The sequence below is a fragment of the Hallella absiana genome (assembly GCF_025457485.1).
GTDB classification, from domain to species: Bacteria; Bacteroidota; Bacteroidia; order Bacteroidales; family Bacteroidaceae; genus Prevotella; species Prevotella absiana.
Window position 1 is genome coordinate 35,989 of sequence record NZ_JAMXSP010000006.1, and the last position, 22,066, is coordinate 58,054.

A 22,066-nucleotide genomic window follows, 5' to 3' on the forward strand; every position below is an offset into this window, starting at 1 on the left:
AAGTTAAAGAAAAAACAGAGGCATACTCCCTTTGCTCCTACATATCTTCCAACGCGAGGCAACCAAGCGTGATCTTCATTCCTTGCAACGGCTTGCAGGTCTTCAGCATTTCGGCGACTTTGTCTTGCAACAACTTTTCGTCGTAGCGACTCCTATGGCGCTTTACCTCGAAGATGTCAGCAACGCCGTCGATCTCATTGACAGCGACAATGTCGATCTCGTTCTCACCACTTCGGTTCCAGTAGCCGCCAATGCGCGTATAGCGCCCGGACTCACGCAGCTTCTGACGGAAATAACGTTCAAGGCACAGCCCCGAGAACTGGTCAAAGTCACGAACGACGATACGAGCCAGTTGGCCGAGCGCATCGTTCTCCACCATCGCCTGGTATTTATAGAAGAAGCGAAACCATAGGATCAGGAAGTTGTCGTTCAGCTCATAGCGCGTCTTCTTGGAGCTGGCGCTCTCGAAGACAGGCACGTGACGCTTGATCAGCAGGAAGTCGTTCTCCAACCGCTTCAGATAGCTGCCAAGATTTGTCATGTTCAGCCGATTCTCTATCTCCCCCCGACTATAAAGTCCATCGGCAATGCAACTCAGAATCGAGAAATAGGTGGTATATTCCTTGCCGAACTCTTCGACCAACATATTCTGCCCCTCATTGATGAACAGCGAGTCGCGCGCTGTGAGTGCGGCGAGCATCGATTCACGGTCGCAATAGCCGTCGTCCATGAGCAGCGTGACATACCATGCCACACCGCCGGTGATGGCATAGAGCGTCAGGAGATCGTCGGGCGTGTAGTGAGGATTGTAATCTTTGAGAATCGTCTTAAGGACCACGGTCTTGAAAGGCAGAACGGTGATCTTCTTCTGAGCACGCGAGAAAAGCGGTTCCTTGGAATCCTCAAAGATATGCTTCATCATCGTGAAGATGCTGCCGCTGATGATGAGATTGAGATGACCTTGGTCTTTATACCTGTCCCATTGGTTCTGAATTTCACTGAACACAGCCGGATTGACACGATAGAAATCCTGGAACTCGTCCATGATGATCGTAAAAGGTCGCTGCGCCGACAGCTGCAGCAAATAGCCGAAAAGCGTTGCCACCGAGGTGAAATGCCCGATGGGAATGCCGAGCTTCGCCTCTGCTTCCCGCACAAAGTCGTCGCACAACAGGCTCTCAGCCTTCCTGGCAACAAAGAAATAAAGGACGAGCGAGTCGCCGCAGCGCTTGGCCAGTTCGGTCTTGCCAATACGCCGGCGCCCTACAAGCACCGTCATGCGCGACTGCTCACGACTTTGCTTCACGATGCGCTCCAACGACGCTATCTCTTCTTTACGATCGTAGAACTTCATGGTCTGCCTCTGTTTCTTGCTTAAACGGTAACCGCCATTACGGTAATGGCCATTACCATTTGCAAATATAGCACTATTCCGCGACTTCACCAAAGCTTTGCAAGGATTTTATCACCACATTCTTTACTCCATTTGTGCCTTTGCGAGCGCTTATCACCACCTTCTTTGCGGCCATTGCGGCTTTACGGTAGTTTATTTGGTGGTGAGGCCGGAGAGTGTTGAGGGAAGTATGGGTGAGTCTCCCCAATATCTCATTTTGATGTCAAGCCTTAAAAAACGTTGCGCTTCTATGATGTTTAAGCGCTTTTTTGTATCTTTGCCCTACAAAACAAGATTGTAGTATATTCAGCACAATAACAAACAATGGACAAAGAGATAAAGACAACTCCCGTTCTGCTGCTTACGGGCTACTTAGGAAGCGGCAAGACCACTCTTCTGAACCGCATTCTGAAAAACGAGAAGGGCATCCGCTTCGCCGTCATCGTCAACGACATCGGCGAGGTGAACATCGACGCAAGCCTCATCCAGCAAGGCGGCGTGGTAGGGCAGGGCGACGACAGCCTCGTGGCACTGCAAAACGGATGTATCTGCTGCACGCTGAAGATGGACCTCGTCAAACAGCTCAACGACATCATCAACACCAAGCGCTTCGACTATATCGTCATCGAGGCCAGCGGCATCTGTGAGCCCGCGCCGATCGCACAGACCATCAGCACCTATCCCCAGCTCGTGGCTCCCGCAGCGATGAAGAACGGTGCCGCGCGCCTCGACGCCATCGTCACCGTCGTCGACGCCCTGCGCATGAGAGACGAGTTCGGACTCGGCGACCACCTGCAGCAGGAGCACGGCGAGGAGGATCTCGCCAGCCTCGTGATCCAGCAGATCGAGTTCTGCAACATCATCCTGCTCAACAAGGCATCGGAGATCTCGCCCGACGACCTCGCCCACCTCACGGCAGTCATCAAAGAGATACAGCCGCAGGCACTCATCATGCCCTGCGACTACGGTGACATCGACCTCGACAAGATCCTCAACACCCATCTCTTCGACTTCGACAAGGTAGCCACGTCGGCACGGTGGATTGAGGCCATGGAGGACGACGATGACGAGAGTCTGGAAAACGAGGAGAGCGGTGAGGCGCTGGAGTATGGCATTCAGACCTTTGTCTACCGCCGCCGCCTGCCCTTCAACCTCGGCAGCTTCGACGAGTTTGTCTCCACGAAGTGGCCCAAGGGCGTGGTCAGAGCGAAAGGCATCTGCTGGTTCCGCGACGAGCCGGAGACCTGCTACCTCTTTGAGCAAAGCGGCAAGCAGTTCAACATCACCAACGCCGGACAGTGGTACGCCACGATGCCCGAGGACCAGCTCAAGGACTTCATGGAGCAGAACCCCGGCGTGAAGAAGGACTGGGACGAGAAGTTCGGCGACCGCATGGAGAAGATCGTCTTCATCGGCCAGAACCTCGACCGCAAGGCCATCGAGGCCGAACTCGACAAGTGTCTGGAGGAAGCCTGACTATAGTTCTCTTTTCTGTCCTCTTCTACAAAGAAGAAACGAAAAGCTGACATCATGAACAGAAACAAGCAACATATTGCGCTTCTCGCCGTGGCGCTGACACTGCTCTCCTGCGGTCTCTCGCCACGACAGCGGAGTGCGCTTGCAGCCGCCAGCAGTCCAACCGAATCCGCTGAGGAAAGCACCAGCAACGCAACGGACAACAGCATTGATGGCGACAACGCCGGCAGCAATCTCGCTGACGAGGGCCCGTCAGCAGGCGACGCCTCCTACACCGTACCCGACTCACTCCTGCCTCTCACCAGGAAAGGAGTGCCGGAGCAACTGCTCAGGCGCAAGGCTTACGTCAGCTCGTTCAACCGCACCACGCTCATGCCCAACTGGGTAGCATGGAAACTCACCGCGGCACATACCGACGGCGACATCCAGCGCAAGGGCGTGAAGTTCCATCCCGACGACGACGTGCCGGAGCCTTACCGCGTGACGACCTACGACTACATGCAGTCGGGCTACGACCGTGGCCACATGTGCCCCGCCGCTGATAACCGTTGGGACCGCCGGGCCATGGACGAGTGCTTCCTGATGACCAATATGTGTCCACAGGACCACGGCCTCAACGCCGGCGACTGGAACGAGATGGAGATGCAGTGCCGCCGTTGGGCCAAGGAATACGGCGAGGTGTATATCGTCGCCGGCCCCATCCTCTACCGCGGCAAGCATGCCACCATCGGGCAGAAGCACCGCGTCACCGTGCCGGAAGCCTTCTTCAAGGTGGTGCTCTGCCTGAAAGGAACGCCCAAGGCCATCGGCTTCATCTATCGCAACACCGACGGCAACCGACCCAAAGGCGACTATGTCAACAGCATCGACGAGGTGGAGCGCATCACCGGCTATGACTTCTTCCACGGACTGAACAAAAAGGTGCAGGACAAGGTAGAGAAAGAAGCCGACCTGGAACTGTGGTAGACGGCACCTATAGCTTCTCTATAGAGGCTATTAGCGCCTATAGAGACTATAGATCCTATAGAGGCTATAGAAGCTATAGATCCTATAGATCCTATAGATCCTATGAATTCCATAAAACCCTATACGTAAAAGATGAAAAAGATTTTCACGCTCTTGGCTGCCATCCTGTTGGCAGCGCCCATGCTGGCCGGCAGCAACGTCCAGCGGCCAAAGCTCGTCGTCGGTCTGATGGTAGACCAGATGCGCTGGGACTATCTTTATTATTATTACCCACAGTTTGGGCCTGACGGCCTGCGCCGCCTTGTCGACGAGGGCTACAGCTACGAGAACACGCTGATCAACTACGTGCCGACGGTCACCGCCATCGGCCACTCCAGCGTCTACACCGGCTCCGTGCCCGCGTTGACCGGTATTGCCGGCAACAACTTTGTCAAAGACGGCAAGCAAGTCTATTGCTGCGACGACGACAACGTTCGTTCCGTGGGCTCCAACTCCAAGGAGGGCAAGATGTCGCCACGCAATCTCCTGGCCTCTGGCATCGGCGACCAGCTGCGCATCGCCACCGACTTCAAAGGCAAGGTCATCGGCATCGCTCTCAAGGACCGCGCCGCCATCCTGCCGGCCGGACATGCTGCCAACGCTGCCTACTGGTGGGACCAGAGTGCCGGACACTTCATCTCTTCGACCTACTACATGAAGGAGTTGCCACAATGGGTGAAGGATATCAACAAGAAGATACAGACCAAACCCGGCACCAACGTCAAGACATCTGTGCCCGGTGTGACCAAGACTTTCCAGATGGCCGAAGCCGCCATCGACGGGGAACAGCTCGGACAGGACAGCATCACCGATCTGCTCGCCATGAGCGTGTCGTCGACAGACGCCATCGGACACCAGTACGGCACGCGCGGACAGGAGAACCACGACGTGTATATGGAACTCGACCGCCAGGTGGGACTGTTTCTGAAGTTCCTCGACGAGAAGGTGGGACGCGGCAACTACCTGCTCTTCCTCACCGCCGACCACGGCGCTGCCCACAACCCCAACTTCCTCAAGGCTCACAACCTGCCGTCGGGCGGCCTCGACACCTGGGGCAAGGACTCTTGGCTCAACAGCCGGCTGCCACAACTCGAGAAGGAAACTGGCATCAGCCCACTGGTGACCGGTGTCGATGCCGGACGTATCTATCTCAACCGCGAGGCCATCGCCAAGAGCGGAAAGAAGCTCGCCGACGTGAAGCAGCAGATGATCGAGACGCTGGAGCAGGACTCCAATATCTTCTATGTCGTGGACTATGACAAGGTGCTCACCACGTCGCTGCCCTCCCGCCTGCGCGAGATGATCGTCAACGGATATAACAAGAAGCGCAGCGGCGACCTCTTCTACGTGCCACGCCCCGACTGGGAGGATGTCAGCAACGCCGTCGACTACCGCGGCACGAGCCACGGACTGTGGAACCCCACCGACGCACATATCCCCTTCGTGCTCTTTGGCTGGCAGATCCCCCACGGACAGACTGCTGAGCCGACCCATATCGTCGACATCGCACCGACGATCTGTGAGCTGCTCCACATACAGATGCCAAATGAGTGTATCGGCGACGCCAAGTTGCCCAAATAAGGTGGAAGACATAAAAACAGCGGAAGATGAGACTATGGAAGACCATCAAATATGTGATTAAACGGACCAACTGCCGGTCGGAATGGCTGATCTACAGCATGGTCTGGACCACTTTCCTGCTTGCGCCTTTCCTTGCCTTCTATATACGCAGCCAAGTAGAGAGCGACCTGACCTTCCACTGGTGGCCAGTTTTCCATGTGTGGATGTTGTTTTGTGTCTATTTGATATTATTCATCATCCACAACTTTGCGTTGGCACCCATGCTGATCTACAGGAAGAGAGTACATCTGTATGTCTTTGCCTCGCTGGTGCTGATCTGTGTTTTCTCCATACTGCAAGCCAAATTCAAGCAGTATGAGTGGAAACACTTTGAGCTCGGCGGGCAACAGGCCATACAGAGGGAGGAGCGAAGCGGCGGGCAGCACGCCACGGCCGAATTTAAGACACCGGAGCATCCCTCCATCGACACCACCGAGAGCGACATCCTCAGCGTGGCCATGATGCTGCTCATCATGGGAGCCAACACCGGCGTGAAGTTCTATTTCCAAAGTGAGCGGCGCGACAAGCAATTGGCACAACTCACCCAGGAGAAACTCAACGACCAACTGCAACATCTGCGACTCCAGATCAATCCCCATTTCCTGATGAACACGCTCAACAACATCCACGCGCTCATCGGGCTGGACGCTGCCAAGGCACAGACGAGCATCATGGAGCTGAGCCGTTTGCTGCGATTCTTACTCTACGACGGAGGCCACACCACCATACCGCTGACCAAGGAGGCTGAGTTTATCCGCAGCTACATCCATCTGCTGCGGCTGCGCTATGCCGACCGGGTGGACATCCGCTTTGAGGTGGGCGACCTGCCCGACGGCTATCAGATGCCACCGCTCATCCTGTCCGTCTTTGTGGAGAACGCCTTCAAGCATGGCGTGAGCTACGATGCGCCAAGCTTCATCCACGTCAGCCTGCAGGTCATCGGTGGGCGGCTTGTCTTCAAGTGTGCCAACTCCAAACACGCGAAGCGCATGCCGATCCCCGGAGGCATCGGGCTGGCCAACGTCAGGAAGCGACTGCAACTCATCTATGGAGAGAACTACCATTTAGAAATAAACGACGAAAACGAAATTTATAACGTTGTGCTGACAATAGCACTAAATAAAGACTCAAGCTAATGATAGAAGTACTAACGGTCGATGACGAGCCCCTGGCTCTGCGGCAGCTCGAAGTTTATATCCGGAAGATACCTTTCTTCCATCTTGTGGCCAGCTGTCTGAGTGCCAAAGAGGCGTGGAAAGTGCTGGAAGAGCAAAAGGTCGACGTGATGTTTTGCGACATCAACATGCCGGACATCAACGGACTGGACTTCGTGAAGACGCTGGTCAGCCCGCCTGTCATCGTTTTCACGACAGCCTACAGCGAATACGCCGTTGAGGGCTATCAGGTCAACGCGCTTGACTACCTGCTCAAGCCGTTCTCTCTGGACGACTTCCAGAGAGTAGCGACAAAAGTGAAGAAACTCTGTGACATGAAAAACGGAGCCAACGGCACACGACAACCCAACGACACGGACCCGACAACGGAGGGTATCGGTCGGAAAGGCGACTTCTTTGTGCGCTCGGACCACAAAATCATCAAGATACCCGTAGCCGACGTGGCCTATGTCGAGGGCATGAGCGAATATCTGAAGATACACTTCCGCGACGAGCAAAAGCCCGTGGTCATCCTCATGAGCATGAAGACAATGGAAGATCAACTGCCGGGAAACTTCATGCGCATCCACCGGTCATACCTCATCAACCTGCACTGCATCACGGAGATGAACAAAAACAGGGTGTTCCTCGGCAAAGACATCTCGCTGCCCATCGGCGACGTGTATCGCGACAAGCTCTTCGAATATGTCAATGACAGAGCTCTCGGCAAGAGGTAGACCGCTTAGAATTTTCTAACACCCGATAAATCTCTTTTAAGACAAGAACCACGTCGTTTGGGATTATTATCTTTAACTTTGCATAAAGAAAATGCCGCAAAAAGTACATCGCTGATTGTACATGGTTGCGACTAACAAACGGCAATGAGGAATAGCCACAAGAGACAGACGGCGGCATGGATACTCATGGCGGTATTCATCCCTATGCTTTTCCTGGCTTCGCTCCACCGCCACATACCTGTGGAGCAAAGTCAGGCAGGGGTATGCTATGCCTGTCTCCACCACATCCACCACGACGCGCATCTCACCACGATGGCGCATCATGCGGGCGACTGTGTGCTCTGCCATTTTCTCTCACTGCCTTTCCTGGCGACTGCCGCGTTAGCCATCGCCACACCTTATTATATTATACTCACCGCCACGACGGCCACAGTCTCGCGCCTATCATCGTACCGTCATGGCGTTCCTACACTAAGAGGGCCTCCAACTATATAGCTTTCCCCCACAGCCCCAACCTACAGCCTCACCCCCAACCCCTCTCCAAAGGAGAGGGGAGTAAAATGAGTGATAAACAATATCCTTCTCATAAATAGACAGGAAATGAGTGATAAACAATATCCTTCTCACAAATAGACAGGGATAGTGTTAGCTCTGGTGATTGAGGCTGGAAGTACTGATGGTGAGGCCAGAAGTGCTAAAGGCTGGGGATTGAAGTTAGGTCGGCCACAGAGGGCCGCCCCTACACCAAAAACATAAAACAACAAAACAACAACAAAGCTCTCATAACCATTCTCTTGTGTGTACTGCCTTTCCCTCCCACTTGGTGAGGAAATTGCAATACTACCCCAACACCCCTTGAATGTAATCACTCCCCTCTCCCTTTGGAGAGGGGTTGGGGGTGAGGCTGTAGGGGGTGAGGCTGGGCTTGGTTAGGTTAGGGCTTCATTTTCATTATGAAATCATTATATCTTTTGCTGTTAGGACTCATACTGAGCCTGACAGCAACAGCAGACCCTGCGTTGATCACCACTACGCTCAAGGGTCATATCACTGACGCCACAGACGGCGAACCGCTCGTAGGTGTCATCGTTTCTATACCTGAACTTCAGGAAAGTACCACAACAGACGCCGACGGCAACTATGTCTTCTCTGCGCTGCCGCAGCGCACGGTCAGCGTGCAGGCCAGCTACCTGGGGCATCAGAATCAGGTGAAGAAGATCGACCTGAAGAAAACCACGCAACTCGACTTCGTCATGAAGGAGCAAAATGCCATGCTCGGCGAAGTTGTCGTCACGGGACTGACGGGTAAGTCGCTGATGAAAGACTCACCAACGCCAATCTCCCTTGTCAACGCCGACATGCTGCGCACGACTCCCGCCACCAACATCATCGACGCGCTGAGCCATCAGCCCGGCGTGGCGCAGGTGACCACGGGCGGCGGCATCTCCAAACCCGTGATCCGTGGTCTTGGCTTCAACCGTCTCGTGGTCGTCAACGACGGCATACGCCAGGAGGGCAACCAGTGGGGTGCCGAGCACGGCGTGGAGGTCGACGCGCAAGGTGTCTCCTCTGCCGAGATCATCAAAGGTCCGGCCTCGCTGATGTACGGTTCGGATGCCCTCGCCGGCGTCATCATCTTCCACGGCGATCCCGTCATGGCTCACAACACCATCGGCGGAGAGGCTACCACAGAATACCAAAGCAACACGGGACTCATCAACTACTCGCTCAATTTCCGCGGCAACCAAAACGGATGGGTATGGAACGGACGGTGGACTGACAAGCGTGCGCACGACTACCACAACCGCGCCGACAACTATGTCGTAGGCTCACGCTTCCGCGAGCAGGACGTCGAGGCAATGGGCGGATACAACGGCGGATGGGGTTACAGCCATCTCACGGTCAGCATCTACCACCTCACGCCAGGTATCGCCGAGGGCGAGCGCGCCGACGACAGCAAGAGCTACAGCAAGACACTGCCTTTCCAGCAGATCCACCACTACAAGGTGGTGAGCGACAACGCCTACTATCTCGGCAACAGCACACTGCACGCCATCGTCGGCTATCAGCAAAACCGCAGGCAGGAATACGAGGAGAGCGCTGACGAGCCGGGACTGGACATGATGCTTCACACGCTGAACTACGACATCCGCTACATCCTGCCGGAGAAGAGCGGATGGAAGGCTACCGTAGGTGCCAACGGCATGTGGCAGCGCAACATGAACAAGGGCTCGGAATATCTCATCCCGGGTTATCAGCTCTTCGACCTCGGCACCTTCGCCACAACTTCCTACGAGAGAGGTTCCTGGTCGTGGTCGGGTGGTTTGCGCGTAGACCACCGTCATGTTCATGCTTACGCCTTAGATGACCATTTCGACCGTCTCTCCCGCAACTTCACGAGTGTGTCGGGATCTGTCGGGGCGGTCTATCACGTCAGCGACAACATGAACCTGCGGCTCAACGCGGCGAAAGGTTTCCGTGCGCCGGGCATCAGCGAGCTCTCGGCCAACGGCGTGCATGAGGGCACACAACAGTATGTCCTCGGCAACGGACAGCTCAAGGCTGAACAAAGCTGGCAGGTGGATGCCGGATGGGACTACACCTCGCGGTGGGTGACGGCACTGCTTTCGCTCTTCGCCAACTACATCGACAACTATATCTTCACCGCCCGTCAGGGTGACCAGCAGCGCGAGGATGTGCCTCTCTACCAATATACTCAGGGCGACGCGCGCCTGCTCGGTGGCGAGGCGATGATCGACTTCCACCCCGTGGAGCGTCTGCACTGGCAAAACAGTTTCTCCTATGTCAACAGCGTACAGCGCCATCAGCCGCGTGAGTCGCGCTATCTGCCCTTCACGCCCGCTCCCCGTTGGAATGGAGAACTGCGCTACACGCTCATCCGCGACGGCAAGACACTCGACCACACCTTTTTGGCTGCCAACATGGAGTGCAACCTGCGACAAAACCACTACTACATGCTCGGCGGCACGGAGACGGCAACGCCCAGCTACACACTCTTCGGCCTGGCTGCCGGTACGGACTTCAAGCACAGCGGCAAGCGTCTGGCCACGCTGTCGCTCTCGGCGACAAACCTCTTCGACCGCATCTATCAGAACCATCTCAGCCGACTGAAGTATATCGGTGGCGTGAATCCTGACAACGGTCGAATGGGACTGTTTGACATAGGACGCAATATCACAGCGAAGCTGACGTTATACCTATAATATAATAAGGTATATCATCATGGAAGAAAAAGACATGAAGTGCACCACACGGTCGAGCGAATACCTCATTCGCCGGCCGTGGATGACAGTAAGAAAAGACGTGGTCGTGCATCCCGACGGTCGTGTGCAGCCGGAATACTACGTTCTGGAATATCCCGACTTCATCAACGTCATCGCCATCACCACCGACGGCCGCATCATCATGGAGCAGCAATGGCGGCAGGCTGTCGGCGAGGTGTCGCTGGAGATCCCCGCCGGCGTGGTGGAGAAAGGCGAGTCGCCTCTGCAGGCGGCCCGGCGCGAGTTGGCAGAAGAGACGGGATTCACCGGCGGCACGTGGGAGCAGCTGCTCGTCACCACGCCAAACAGCAGCACGGCGACGAACCACTGCTATACGTTTGTGGCACGCGGTGTGGAGCAGACCACCACGCAGCACCTCGATGCCACGGAGGATCTCCGCTATTTCTTTGTCACGGAAGACGAGCTCTTCGCTATGCTCAAGGACGGCAAGATCCATCAGGCCATGATGGTCGCACCGCTGTGGAAGTACTTTTACAAACGTAGCCTCACCCCCATACCCCTCTCCAAGGGGAGAGGGGAGTAATTACCGTCAAGGGTTTAAGACGGTATTGATGTAGGGGCGGCCCTCTGTGGCCGCCCTAACCAGCTTGAAAGTAACTTACAGCTTTCCGGCATAATAATTTGCCCGAATACTTGTAAGAATGAAATGGATTTGCTATATTTGCAAACGTATCACAGAAGAAAGGAATAATGAATGAAAGCAGTTCTCAACAACTATCACAAGAAGATCAATGCCATCAAACTCCAGTCCGTAGCATCTTGGAGCAAGCTGAATCTGTCGCACGAAGAGTGCTTGAATCAGTTCAAGCGATTGCGGGAACAACGGCTTGCAAGGGAGTCCAAATCGCTCGGTTAGCAGACTGGGCAAAGAAAAATGGGTATTGGATAGACAACGGACTTATTCTCGGAGACTATGCTGACAGAGGCTCCGAGAATGAAGTCTACCTGTCCCCTAAGGAGAACATTGTCTATAAACTCAACGACTTTCGCTACTCCGACGATAACCTTTCTCCCTTCTTTGAACGTATAAAGGCACATAACGAGTATTTCCCGGATTGTGCCTACACTATGATTGGCATGGCTGAAAATAGGGATGGTAAAGTATGCGCTGTACTCAGCCAACCCTATATAATTACCGCTCGCGAGGCTACGGAAGAGGAGATTTCAAAAGAACTCCAACGCTTAGGCTTTCAACCTTTGATGGACAATGAATACTATTCTAATGGCATCCACGACATTTTCGATGCAAGTCCCAACAACGTCCTTGTTGGTATTGACGGAAACCTATATTTCATCGATACCATTATTTATAAATCGGAAGAAGGTAATCTGAATACCTATCATAGTCAGTCTCCGAAACATCAATAACCCCTAACCCCATTGAAATAGTCGAGACAGGTATGTTGCCACAGCCGTGCATTGTTGAGTTGCGTGCCGAGGAGCTTGTCGACTTGTTGCCATTGTACTTTGTCGACATAGCTGCGCACGGCCGGACTCTGCCACAGCACACGGTAGGCGGCAACGCGTCGCACCCCGGCGTCGTAGTGGTCGCAAAGGCTTTGCCACAGCGTGCGTCCGTTGGCGAGACGATAGTCCCAAGCCACATGATGGAACCACAACAGATACTGCTCAGGGCAGGTCTTCACGTTTTCATAGAGCGAACGATAAGGCTCACGATACTGTGCCGTGGCTCCTGACCCCGTGGCGACCGTGCGGTCGAACCCCAGTCCTTGCTTGTCAGCCTTATGATAATAGACGGGGCACCACTCCAAAGGATATTCCGCCTTGTAGCCATCGGGCTCCGGTCCATAGTGATGATCAAAGGCAAAGATATGGTGCAGGCCCAGCGGCATCATATAGTCCACGCACGCCTCACGCGAGCTGAGCATCATATCCTCCAGCGCAGCCACCGTCACCGAGTCGCCACGACCGAAGGTCTGTAGCAGCCACTCATGGGCAATCTGCTGAGAGGTCAGTGACGGATCCCAGGCCAGACGGCCGAAAGCATACCAGTTGGACTGCGAGAAGGGATGTCCGCACCAGTTGGTATCGTCGCCCGTGTTGGCGACTCCCGCGATGCCTTTCAGTCCGCGGGCCACAGGATCGACGTAGCTGAAGAACTCTTTCCACATCGGAGCGAGATAGACCAAGTGGAGCGACTGCCCGGTGTATTCCTGCGTAATCTGCAGTTCAGCCATCTGTGGTGTCTTCGTCATGTTGTCGAAGATGGGCGCGTAAGGCTCGCGCGGCTGGAAGTCGAGCGGTCCGTTTTTCGACTGCAAGATGACATTGTCATGAAACAGCCCGTCCATGGGTTTGAACTCCGACACGGCCTGCATCACGCGGTCCTCGCCTTTGTGGTTGGCACCATAGACAAAGGAGCGCCAGATGACCGTACCGCCGTAGGGCTTCAGCGCGTCGGCGAGCATGTTTGCGCCGTCGGCATGACTGCGGTGATAGTCTCCCGGTCCGGGCTGTCCCTCACTGTTGGCCTTGACAAGGAAACCACCGAAGTCCGGTATCAGTTTGTAGATCTCCCGTGCCTTGCGCTGCCACCATCGCTGCACGGAAGCGTCGAGGGGATCGGCTGTCTTGGTCTCATGCAAAGCCAACGGCGATCCGAAGTTGATGCTCAGCCACACCTGGATGCCGTAAGGGCGGAGCAGGTCCGCGATGACCTTGAGTTTTTCGAGATAAGGACGCGTGACCATCTTGGGACTGGCGTTGACATTGTTCACCACCATGGCGTTGATGCCCACCGAGGCGTTGGCGCGCGCGTAGATGGTCAGGCGTTGGCGCAACGAGTCGGTCATGCCGTTTTTCGTGATCTGCTCCCATTTCCAGATGCTCTTTCCCGCATAGCCACGTTCCACACTGCCGTCGGGGTTGTCCCAATGGTTGAGCATGCGTCGCTGCAGGGCGGGCGCTGATGTCCAGTCGGCATCCCGGTCATTGCCCTCTTTTGTCGCTTGCCAGCGCAGCAGGGCGTAGGCGCCGTAGAGCAGACCGAGGGGACGGCGCGCGGAAACCACGGCACTGTGGTCGGCGGCCTTATATTTAATATGGTATCCGTCGTTGTCACAGCCTTCAGAGACAAGGCGCAGCGTCACCTGACCGCCCTGCCAGCTCTCCTGCAACTCACGGCCGGCGATGGCGATGGTGGCCGCAGCGTTGCGGTCAGCGACTTTGGGACAGACGACATGGGCGGGTGTCGAGGTCTTGCGCGGCAGCCACAGCGTAGCGCCTACGCCATCGTTGTCGACGGGTGGTTCGGGTGACATGCTATAAACAGGTGTCGCTATCATAGCGAGAAGCACGACGACGAGGTGTTGTAATATAAATAGGTGTTGGTGCATGATGATGGTTGATTTGATTAAGTACAAAGATACGGTGAAAACAAGGTAAAAGCAAGATAATAAGTCTCTTTTTTGCCTGATGAAACAAATAAGAATGTATTTGTAACACTACAACAAGATCAATCCAACACTAATAATTAACTTTGCAGACAAAAGAACCTAATATCTGATGAAAGAAAACGTAAACAATTCGACCGCCGCTGCACAGGACACTCAGACAGCGCGCGGATTCTACAAGCTCAACTGGCTGCAGCGTATCGGCTTTGGCTCCGGTGATTTGGCACAGAACCTCATCTACCAGACCATCTGCATGTACCTGCTGTTCTTCTATACCGATATCTATGGTCTCGATGCCGGAGCGGCAGCGACGATGTTCCTTGTGGTGCGTCTCGTGGATGTGCTCTGGGATCCCATCGTGGGCACTTATGTCGACAAGCACAACCCGCGGTTGGGTAAGTACCGTGCCTATCTTGTCTTTGCGGGTCTCCCGCTGACGGCGTTTGCCATCCTGTGTTTCTGGGACGGTTTCAGCGGTTCACTGCTCTATGCCTATATTACCTATGTCGGCATGTCGATGTGCTATACTTTCGTCAACGTACCCTACGGCGCGCTCAACAGCTCGCTGACGCGCGACACCAACGAGATCACCATTCTCACCTCCGTGCGTATGTTTATGGCCAACGTCGGCGGACTCGCTGTCTCGGCCGGTGTGCCCATTCTCGTAGCCGTCATGGCGGCACAGAAACTGCCGTTGCAGATGGCACTCTTCATGGGCTTGGGCTCGTTGCCCTCGTTCATCTTCATGCCGATGGTACCTGCCATCAAGCGCAAGATCGGCAAGAAGAACATGTTCTATGTCTTCCTCTCCATTGCCATCGTCGGCATGGCAGCGCTCTATGTCATCAGCAAGTTCTTCGACATGAAGACGAATATGACGGCTATCTACATCGCTCAGTTCATCAAGTCTACGGGCGTCATCGTAGCCACTGGCTATATGTGGGCTCTCGTGCCTGAGGTGATCTCCTTTGCGGAGTACAAGACGGGCCGTCGCATCTCGGGTATCGTCAATGCGCTGACGGGCATCTTCTTCAAAGCCGGCATGGCGCTCGGCGGTGTCGTTCCCGGCATCGTACTGGCTGTGACGGGCTATCATGTGACGGCACAGGCCAACACGCTGCCCAAGGACCCGAGTGCCTGGTTCTACGCCATGCTCATCTATGCCCTCGTAGGCTGTGCGCTCCTGCTCTTCTGCTTCAGCCAGACCAAGGAGCGCGTGGTCATGGATCAGAAGGAGACCGCCAACGTCAAGGTCAGCGACCTGTGGAAAGAGTTTCTCCGCAACCGCCCGTTGCGTGTCCTGGCCCTGTTCTTCATCACGGCCTTCGCCATGATGTCGGTGGGCAACGCCGCCGGCGCTTACTTCATGAACGACCTGGAACTGCAGACGCCTGAGGCTCAGGAAGGCATCCGCTGGCTCGTCTGCGTTATCCCCGCCATGCTGCTCCTACTCGCTATGTTCATCATCTCGAAGTATGAGCTCACCGACGAGAAGGTCGACGAGATCAACGAGGAGATCGAGCGCAGACACTTGGAAGAGGAATAAAGGAAACGTATCATAGGATTGATACCAATATACAGTAAGTCGAAAAGATTCCCAAAACAACAAAACTAATCCAACATGAACAACATCAAACGCAACCTGCTGGTTGCTCTCAGTCTCGTCGCCACGATGGCTGCCGGTGCTAAGGACAACACGCCCACGCTCAAGGAGACCGTCGGCAAGTACTTCTACATCGGAGCCGCCGTGAACACACCCTGCGTATGGGAGCAAAACAAGGTGGAGGCAAACATCGTAAAGGATAACTTCAACTCCATCGTGGCCGAGAACTGCATGAAAGGTGAGGTCATCCACCCCGAAGAGAACCGCTATGACTGGCGCGACGCTGACCAGACGGTGGCCTTTGCTGAGAAGTACGGTCTCACGGTCTTCGGTCATTGCCTCGTGTGGCATTCCCAGCCGCCACGCTGGATGTTCACCGACGACAAGGGTAAGCCGGTCACGCGTGAGGTGCTCATCGACCGCATGTATCACCACATCACTACGGTGGTGAGCCATTATCGCGGACGCATCAAAGGATGGGATGTGGTCAACGAGGCCTTCAACGACGATGGCACGCTGCGGCATACGCCTTATTATAATATAATAGGTCCGGACTACATCGAGCTGGCTTTTCGCTTTGCCCATGCCGCTGACCCTGACGCTGAGCTTTACTACAACGACTATAACCTCTCTACCCCGGCAAAGCGTGACGGTGTCTGCAAGCTCGTGCGTGCGCTGAAAGCCAAAGGCATACGCATCGACGCCGTGGGCATGCAGAGCCACAACGGTTATAACTATCCCGACTTGAACAACTACGAGGCAAGCATCGACTCGTTCGCTGCCTGTGGTGTGAAGGTGCAGATGACGGAGCTGGATCTCAACATGCTGCCCAACCCGAAGAGCTTCGGCGGTGCGGAGATCAGCCAGCGCTATCAATATAATAAGGAGTACAACCCTTATGTCAAAGGTCTCGACAAGAAGGCGCAGAAAGTCTTCGACAGCCGCTACCTCGCTCTCTTCGACATCTACCGCCGTCATGCGGCTCAGATCGAGCGCGTCACGCTGTGGGGTGTCACCGACGGCACGTCATGGCTCAATGACTGGCCCATCCCCGGCCGCACCAACTATCCCCTGCTATTCGACAGAGCGGGAAAGGCAAAGAAGGTGGTGAAGGAGATCGTGAAGATGTATCAGCCTCACCCCCTTACCCCTCTCCAACAGCCTCACCCCCTTACCCCTCTCCAAAGGAGAGGGGAGTAAAATGCTTCAAGGGGTCGGGAGCACTGCATCGGAGGGCAACACCGTTTAAAGGGCAGCACTGCGTTGGGTACCGTGCCGTTCCTCTGTAGGTTGTGCTCGGTTCGGTAAGACGGTGCTGTGCACCGTCCCGCTGGGCAGCCCCGCTGCCCTCCCCCTCCTTCCTTTATTAATCAGCAACTAATCATCAAAAGCTATGAGCAGATATCTTTTTCCTCAAGACTATATGGCTGACCCGTCAGCCCATGTGTTTAATGACAAGATCTATGTCTACCCTTCCCACGACTGGGACAGCGGAGAGGCCTTCGACGACGATGGCGGTCACTTCCAGATGAAGGACTACCACGTGCTGCGCATCGACGGCAACCCGATGGAAGCCGACGTCACCGACTGCGGCAAGATCCTCGACGTCGAGGATGTGCCTTGGGCTGAGAAGCAGATGTGGGACAACGATGTCGTGGAAGTCAATGGCAAGTATCACCTGATCTTCGCGGCAAAGGACTACAATGGCGTCTTCCGCCTTGGCGTAGCCATCGCCGACCGTCCCGAAGGTCCGTTCATCCCGCAGGCCGACCCGATCCGCAAGTCCTACAGCATCGACCCGTGCGTCTTCAAGGACGACGACGGTGCGATCTATGTCTACTTCGGTGGCATCTGGGGCGGACAGTTGCAGTGGTACCGCGACAATAAAGCACTGAAAGACGAGTACCTGCCTACCGGCAAGGAGCCTGCCATCCCCGCACGTGTGGCGCGTATGACGCCCGACGGCATGCAGTTCAGCGAGATGCCGCGTCCTGTTGTCGTCGTGGACGAGCAGGGACAGCCGCTCACCGCCGACGACCCGCACCGCTTCTTCGAGGCGAGCTGGATGCATAAGATGTACGGCAAGTACTATTTCTCTTACTCCACCGGTGACAGTCACCTGCTCTGCTATGCTGTCGGCGACAACCCCTATGGCCCGTTCACCTATCAGGGTGTGATCCTCAACCCGGTTGTTGGCTGGACTACGCACCACAGCATCCTGGAGTATCATGGCCACTGGTATCTCTTCCACCACGACTGTGTGCCGAGCCACGACACGACCTGGCTGCGCAGCGTGAAGGTGGCAGAGCTGCAAGTGGACAAAGACGGGAAAATACATACGTTAGAGTAAAGAGGAGACTCACCGGCCCAAACTCCGGCCTCACCCCCCAAGCCAACACGAATGCCCAGGAATCGCCCACGAATTATTCATGAATTAAAAGTGATGAGAAAGTCTAATAAATAATTAGTGAGAAGCCTTCTCCGTGTCTCTGTGTGAGAAATAATCGTCGAGCGGTGATATAGATCAGTAAGCGGTGAGTACGATGCGGTAGATGTCGGCACGATGGTCGCGAAGTGCTTTCATGGCATTGGAGAGAAGATGCTCGACGGTCTTCTCGCTGATGCCCATCTTCTCGGCAGTCTCGCGGTAGGACAGTCCGTCGCGCTTGCATAACAGCAGGGCCTCGCGCTGGCGGTGGGGTAGGGCGTCAATCGCTTTCCATAGACGTGCTTCGAGAAAAGATCGGTCTTGCGCCTCTTCGTCGGTGATGGTGCCTTCCAAGTCTTTCGGTTCAACCTCGTGGCAGAGCGGATCGTTGCGGCGCAGCCGGTCGATACACGCATTGCGCACGGCGGTATAGAGAAACGCCCGGTCGTTGTTGGCCTCGCGTTGCCACAGCCTGACGAAGCAGTCCTGCACCACATCCTCGGCGGCGTCGACATCACCACAGAGATAGTGCATGGCATAGAGGCAGAGCGGACGGTAGTATTTCTGGAAAGCGGTTTCGATGGAAAGCATATATATAAAACAAGAAGAGCCCTCCTCTAACTCCCTTGAGGGGAAAAGAAGAGCCCTCCTCTAACTCCCCCCGAGGGGGGAGGACCGCAAAACCCATACCTTGGATTTGCAGTTTCCGATCTCGGAACGGGGTTGGAGGAGGACTCGCTATTCCCCTCCCTTGGGAGGGGCTAGGGGAGGGCTGTACTCGCTATTCCCCTCCCTTGGGAGGGGCTAGGGGTGGGCCGTTAGGTGGGCCCGGTCTTACCTTACTTCAAATTCGGATTCATCTTGTTCCACTCATTGATAGGAGGAATGATGCCGAGGTCGATAACCTCCTGACGCATGTTGCAGAGGTGCTCGTAGCTCTTCTGCAGGTCAGCCATCTCTTCCTTCGTACCTGTAGGAACAGTGTAGTGGACGCCGCTCTTGTCGATGGTAGTAGGCAGAGCCATCATCACGTCCTTGAAGCCCAGCTCGGGGATGTCGGCATAGCAACCGGCAGGCAGAGTGAACTTCTCGCCACCCATGGCAGCCTCGATCATCTTCACGGCGTTGTAGGCAGGGCTCTGGAAAGAGCTACGGCCACGCAGCTTGATGATGTTGGAACCACCCTGTACGGTGATGTGCTTGATCTCCTGCCAACGCTCGTCGCTCAGGCCCATCTCAGCCAGCGGCTTGCCGTCGACCTTCACCTGAGAAGCGAAGACAGCCATCTGCTCGCCGTGGCCACCGTATGTGTGAGCGCCTGTCACCTTGTCCTGCTGAACACCGAACTCCAGTGCCAGGGCCTGCTGCAGACGAGTAGAGTCGAGGGCAGCCAGAGAGGTCAGCTGGTTGGGTTTCAGACCAGAGTGGATCAGAGTAGTCAGAGCGGTCACGTCAGCGGGGTTGAAGATGACAACCACGTGCTCAACGTCCGGGCAGTACTTCTTGATGTTGTCACCGAAGTCAGCAGCGATCTTGCAGTTGCCCTTCAGCAGATCCTCACGTGTCATGCCAGCCTTACGGGGAGCACCACCAGAGGAGATGATGTATTTAGCGCCGGTGAAAGCCTTCTTGGCAGCCTCGGCAACCTTCTCGGGATTGCCCATGTCCTCAACGGCAGGAGCATAGTAGGTGACGTTGGCACCGGGAAATGCGCACTGCTGGATCTCATCGAAGACACCATGAACACCCGGCTCATAGATATCGTAGAGACATACGTTAGGAGTAAGGCCGAGCATCAGAACGCTCTGCACCATGTTGGAACCGATCATACCGCCTGCACCGACGATGACCAGCTTGTCATTTGTTAAATAGTTCATAACACTAATTATTTAGTTCAGAAATACTTTTCTGTGTTTTCCGACTGCAAGAAGTGTGCCCGAAGGCTTTCTTCCTTGCAGCCATGCAAAGTTACTAAAAAATCTATTCATTGAGTGATTTCTTTTCGCTTTTATTTGTTGTTTATTCTTAAAAGTATTATCTTTGTTACGTCTTTTGTTATGTCTGTTTGGCATTTCAGGGATTATACCAAACCAATAATCGTTATATGCTATGAAGGAAGAAATCAATCAGCGGCTGCGCAACTTGCGCGAGGTGATGCGCCGTGAGCATCTCGATGCGTTTATCTTTCCCAGTACCGATCCCCACAACAGCGAGTATGTGCCCGACCGGTGGAAGGGCCGCGAGTGGGTGAGCGGCTTCAACGGCTCGGCGGGTACGGCAGTGGTCACGATGCACAGTGCCGCGCTGTGGACCGACAGCCGCTATTTCCTTGCCGCCGCTGATCAGCTGAGCGGTACCGAGTATCAGTTGATGAAACTCAAGGTGAAGGGTACGCCGACCATTGCGCAATGGCTCGGTCAGGAACTTAAGGATGTCGACGGTGCTGTCGTCGGCATGGACGGCATGGTCAACAACTGCAGTAGCGTAGAAGCGATGATTGCAGACCTGCGAAATGAAGGTGGAATCACCGTACGCCACAACTTCGACCCGCTGACTGTCGTATGGCGTGACCGTCCGGCGATCCCCGACCACCGCGTGGAGATACAGCCGCTGGAATATGCCGGTGAGCGCGCTGCCGACAAGCTCGCGCGCATCCGCAAGGCTTTGCGCGCGCTTCATGCCGACGGTATGCTCGTCTCTGCCCTCGACGATGTGGCGTGGACACTCAACCTCCGTGGCACTGACGTGCACTGCAATCCTGTCTTTGTGGCTTATCTGCTCATCGATACCACACACGCCACCTTATATATAAATAAGGAGAAGATCACCGACGAGGTGCGTGACTATCTTGCCGGGGAGGGCGTCGGCGTGGCTCCTTACGCTGATGTGGCAAAGGGGTTGAAACAATATCCCGAGTACAACATCCTTCTCGACCCCAACGAAACCTGCTATTCGCTCTATCGTGTAGCCAGTTGTCGGCCTGTGGTCAGCCATGTCTCGCCGGTGCCTGCCATGAAAGCGGTCAAGAACGAGACCGAGATCGCGGGCTATCACCGTGCCATGCTGCGTGACGGCATCGCCCTGGTGAAGTTCCTCAGATGGCTGAAGCCTGCCGTGGAAGCCGGTGGCCAGACCGAGATGAGCATCGACCGCAAGCTCACTGCCCTGCGTGCCGATCAGCCGCTCTTCCGCGACATCAGCTTTGATACTATTGCCGGATACGGTGCCCATGGTGCCATCGTCCACTACGAGGCCACACCTGAGACCGACATTCCGCTTGAGCCCCGTGGCTTCCTGCTCCTCGACAGTGGTGCGCAGTATCAGGACGGCACCACCGACATCACACGCACCATTCCGCTCGGACCGATCACCGACGAGGAGCGGCATGTCTATACGCTTGTGCTCAAGGGACATATCCAACTCGAACTCTGTAAGTTCCCCGAGGGTGCCAGCGGCACGCAGCTCGACATCCTTGCCCGCGAGGCCATGTGGCGTGAGGGACTGAACTATCTCCACGGTACCGGTCACGGCGTGGGCTCATACCTCAACGTGCATGAAGGTCCCCACCAGATACGTATGGAGTATATGCCTTCTCCGCTTGTCGACGGTATGACAGTCACCGACGAACCCGGCCTCTACCTCGCGGGTAAGTTCGGTGTGCGCATCGAGAACACGCTGCTCATCCGTCCTTACAAGACCACGGACTTCGGCACCTTCCTCCAGTTTGAGCCGCTCACGCTGTGCCCCATCGACACGGAGCCCATCATCCTTGACGAGCTCGCGCCCGAAGAGATCGCCTGGCTCAACAGCTACCACAAATATGTCTACGAGAAACTCGCTCCGCATCTCGACGACGAGGAGAAAGAGTGGCTGAAGGAAAAGACGAAGGAGATATAAAAGACTCTCTCTAAGAGGGTGTATCAAAATTCTGG

17 protein-coding genes are annotated in these 22,066 nt (G+C 55.3%); 13 read left to right on the plus strand and 4 right to left on the minus strand.

Annotated features, from left to right (window positions below; all coding sequences use genetic code 11):
• Positions 1–37: 37 nt before the first annotated feature.
• On the minus strand, positions 38–1,354 hold the full coding sequence (locus NG346_RS04410) for an ATP-binding protein (protein WP_262288385.1): 1,317 nt from the start codon (positions 1,352–1,354) through the stop codon (positions 38–40).
• A gap of 363 nt (positions 1,355–1,717) precedes the next feature.
• On the opposite strand from NG346_RS04410, the gene NG346_RS04415 reads away from it, so the two are divergent.
• The 9 genes from NG346_RS04415 (at position 1,718) to NG346_RS04455 (ending at position 12,058) form a co-directional block, all read left to right on the plus strand.
• Entirely contained in the window at positions 1,718–2,869 is a 1,152-nt protein-coding gene (locus tag NG346_RS04415; RefSeq protein ID WP_262279193.1) for a CobW family GTP-binding protein, read from the plus strand.
• Between the two features lie 54 nt (positions 2,870–2,923).
• A complete protein-coding gene (locus NG346_RS04420) occupies positions 2,924–3,835 on the plus strand; it encodes a DNA/RNA non-specific endonuclease (protein WP_262288386.1) in 912 nt (303 codons plus the stop codon).
• 132 nt (positions 3,836–3,967) lie between these two features.
• Positions 3,968–5,455 (plus strand): alkaline phosphatase family protein, encoded by a 1,488-nt coding sequence (locus NG346_RS04425; protein ID WP_262288387.1) that lies wholly within the window; start codon positions 3,968–3,970, stop codon positions 5,453–5,455.
• A gap of 26 nt (positions 5,456–5,481) precedes the next feature.
• The gene (locus NG346_RS04430) at positions 5,482–6,630 is read left to right on the plus strand and encodes a sensor histidine kinase (RefSeq protein WP_262288388.1); all 1,149 of its coding nucleotides are present in this window, start codon (positions 5,482–5,484) and stop codon (positions 6,628–6,630) included.
• Positions 6,630–7,385, plus strand: a complete 756-nt coding sequence (locus tag NG346_RS04435) for a LytR/AlgR family response regulator transcription factor (RefSeq protein WP_262288389.1) — start codon at positions 6,630–6,632, stop codon at positions 7,383–7,385. Before NG346_RS04430 ends, NG346_RS04435 begins: the two co-directional genes overlap by 1 nt.
• 144 nt (positions 7,386–7,529) lie before the next feature.
• Positions 7,530–7,880: a hypothetical protein gene (locus NG346_RS04440; protein WP_262288390.1), complete on the plus strand. Its 351-nt coding sequence runs from the start codon at positions 7,530–7,532 to the stop codon at positions 7,878–7,880.
• Between the two features lie 458 nt (positions 7,881–8,338).
• On the plus strand, positions 8,339–10,609 hold the full coding sequence (locus tag NG346_RS04445; RefSeq protein ID WP_262288391.1) for a TonB-dependent receptor: 2,271 nt from the start codon (positions 8,339–8,341) through the stop codon (positions 10,607–10,609).
• A 19-nt stretch (positions 10,610–10,628) separates the two neighbouring features.
• On the plus strand, positions 10,629–11,213 hold the full coding sequence (locus NG346_RS04450; RefSeq protein ID WP_262279200.1) for an NUDIX hydrolase: 585 nt from the start codon (positions 10,629–10,631) through the stop codon (positions 11,211–11,213).
• Between the two features lie 167 nt (positions 11,214–11,380).
• Complete coding sequence (locus NG346_RS04455) at positions 11,381–12,058, plus strand: putative polyvalent protein kinase domain-containing protein (RefSeq protein WP_262279201.1); 678 nt, start codon at positions 11,381–11,383, stop codon at positions 12,056–12,058.
• On the opposite strand, the gene NG346_RS04460 is transcribed toward NG346_RS04455, so the two are convergent.
• Positions 12,052–13,971 (minus strand): alpha-glucuronidase, encoded by a 1,920-nt coding sequence (locus NG346_RS04460; RefSeq protein WP_262279202.1) that lies wholly within the window; start codon positions 13,969–13,971, stop codon positions 12,052–12,054. The genes NG346_RS04455 and NG346_RS04460 overlap by 7 nt on opposite strands.
• A gap of 244 nt (positions 13,972–14,215) precedes the next feature.
• On the opposite strand from NG346_RS04460, the gene NG346_RS04465 reads away from it, so the two are divergent.
• The 3 genes from NG346_RS04465 to NG346_RS04475 all read left to right on the plus strand — a co-directional run bounded on the left by NG346_RS04465 (position 14,216) and on the right by NG346_RS04475 (position 18,056).
• Positions 14,216–15,649: an MFS transporter gene (locus NG346_RS04465; RefSeq protein WP_262279203.1), complete on the plus strand. Its 1,434-nt coding sequence runs from the start codon at positions 14,216–14,218 to the stop codon at positions 15,647–15,649.
• Between the two features lie 84 nt (positions 15,650–15,733).
• Positions 15,734–16,906, plus strand: a complete 1,173-nt coding sequence (locus NG346_RS04470) for an endo-1,4-beta-xylanase (protein ID WP_262279300.1) — start codon at positions 15,734–15,736, stop codon at positions 16,904–16,906.
• Positions 16,907–17,099: 193 nt separating this feature from the next.
• Entirely contained in the window at positions 17,100–18,056 is a 957-nt protein-coding gene (locus NG346_RS04475; RefSeq protein WP_262279204.1) for a glycoside hydrolase family 43 protein, read from the plus strand.
• A gap of 174 nt (positions 18,057–18,230) precedes the next feature.
• Here NG346_RS04475 and NG346_RS04480 read toward each other — a convergent pair whose 3' ends face one another.
• On the minus strand, positions 18,231–18,725 hold the full coding sequence (locus tag NG346_RS04480; protein WP_262279205.1) for a sigma-70 family RNA polymerase sigma factor: 495 nt from the start codon (positions 18,723–18,725) through the stop codon (positions 18,231–18,233).
• 248 nt (positions 18,726–18,973) lie between these two features.
• On the minus strand, positions 18,974–20,011 hold the full coding sequence (locus tag NG346_RS04485) for a malate dehydrogenase (RefSeq protein WP_154534611.1): 1,038 nt from the start codon (positions 20,009–20,011) through the stop codon (positions 18,974–18,976).
• 232 nt (positions 20,012–20,243) lie between these two features.
• On the opposite strand from NG346_RS04485, the gene NG346_RS04490 reads away from it, so the two are divergent.
• Entirely contained in the window at positions 20,244–22,031 is a 1,788-nt protein-coding gene (locus tag NG346_RS04490) for an aminopeptidase P family protein (RefSeq protein WP_262279206.1), read from the plus strand.
• Positions 22,032–22,066 lie beyond the last annotated feature (35 nt).

What these genes read in the sequence shown, in the direction of transcription:
- NG346_RS04480 (WP_262279205.1), bottom strand. Translation starts at nt 18,725, where the DNA reads ATGCTTTCCATCGAAACCGCTTTCCAGAAATACTACCGTCCGCTCTGC.
- NG346_RS04410 (WP_262288385.1), bottom strand. Translation starts at nt 1,354, where the DNA reads ATGAAGTTCTACGATCGTAAAGAAGAGATAGCGTCGTTGGAGCGCATC.
- NG346_RS04465 (WP_262279203.1), top strand. Translation starts at nt 14,216, where the DNA reads ATGAAAGAAAACGTAAACAATTCGACCGCCGCTGCACAGGACACTCAG.
- NG346_RS04420 (WP_262288386.1), top strand. Translation starts at nt 2,924, where the DNA reads ATGAACAGAAACAAGCAACATATTGCGCTTCTCGCCGTGGCGCTGACA.
- NG346_RS04430 (WP_262288388.1), top strand. Translation starts at nt 5,482, where the DNA reads ATGAGACTATGGAAGACCATCAAATATGTGATTAAACGGACCAACTGC.
- NG346_RS04475 (WP_262279204.1), top strand. Translation starts at nt 17,100, where the DNA reads ATGAGCAGATATCTTTTTCCTCAAGACTATATGGCTGACCCGTCAGCC.
- NG346_RS04485 (WP_154534611.1), bottom strand. Translation starts at nt 20,011, where the DNA reads ATGAACTATTTAACAAATGACAAGCTGGTCATCGTCGGTGCAGGCGGT.
- NG346_RS04435 (WP_262288389.1), top strand. Translation starts at nt 6,630, where the DNA reads ATGATAGAAGTACTAACGGTCGATGACGAGCCCCTGGCTCTGCGGCAG.
- NG346_RS04425 (WP_262288387.1), top strand. Translation starts at nt 3,968, where the DNA reads ATGAAAAAGATTTTCACGCTCTTGGCTGCCATCCTGTTGGCAGCGCCC.
- NG346_RS04490 (WP_262279206.1), top strand. Translation starts at nt 20,244, where the DNA reads ATGAAGGAAGAAATCAATCAGCGGCTGCGCAACTTGCGCGAGGTGATG.
- NG346_RS04450 (WP_262279200.1), top strand. Translation starts at nt 10,629, where the DNA reads ATGGAAGAAAAAGACATGAAGTGCACCACACGGTCGAGCGAATACCTC.
- NG346_RS04455 (WP_262279201.1), top strand. Translation starts at nt 11,381, where the DNA reads ATGAATGAAAGCAGTTCTCAACAACTATCACAAGAAGATCAATGCCAT.
- NG346_RS04445 (WP_262288391.1), top strand. Translation starts at nt 8,339, where the DNA reads ATGAAATCATTATATCTTTTGCTGTTAGGACTCATACTGAGCCTGACA.
- NG346_RS04415 (WP_262279193.1), top strand. Translation starts at nt 1,718, where the DNA reads ATGGACAAAGAGATAAAGACAACTCCCGTTCTGCTGCTTACGGGCTAC.
- NG346_RS04440 (WP_262288390.1), top strand. Translation starts at nt 7,530, where the DNA reads ATGAGGAATAGCCACAAGAGACAGACGGCGGCATGGATACTCATGGCG.
- NG346_RS04460 (WP_262279202.1), bottom strand. Translation starts at nt 13,971, where the DNA reads ATGTCACCCGAACCACCCGTCGACAACGATGGCGTAGGCGCTACGCTG.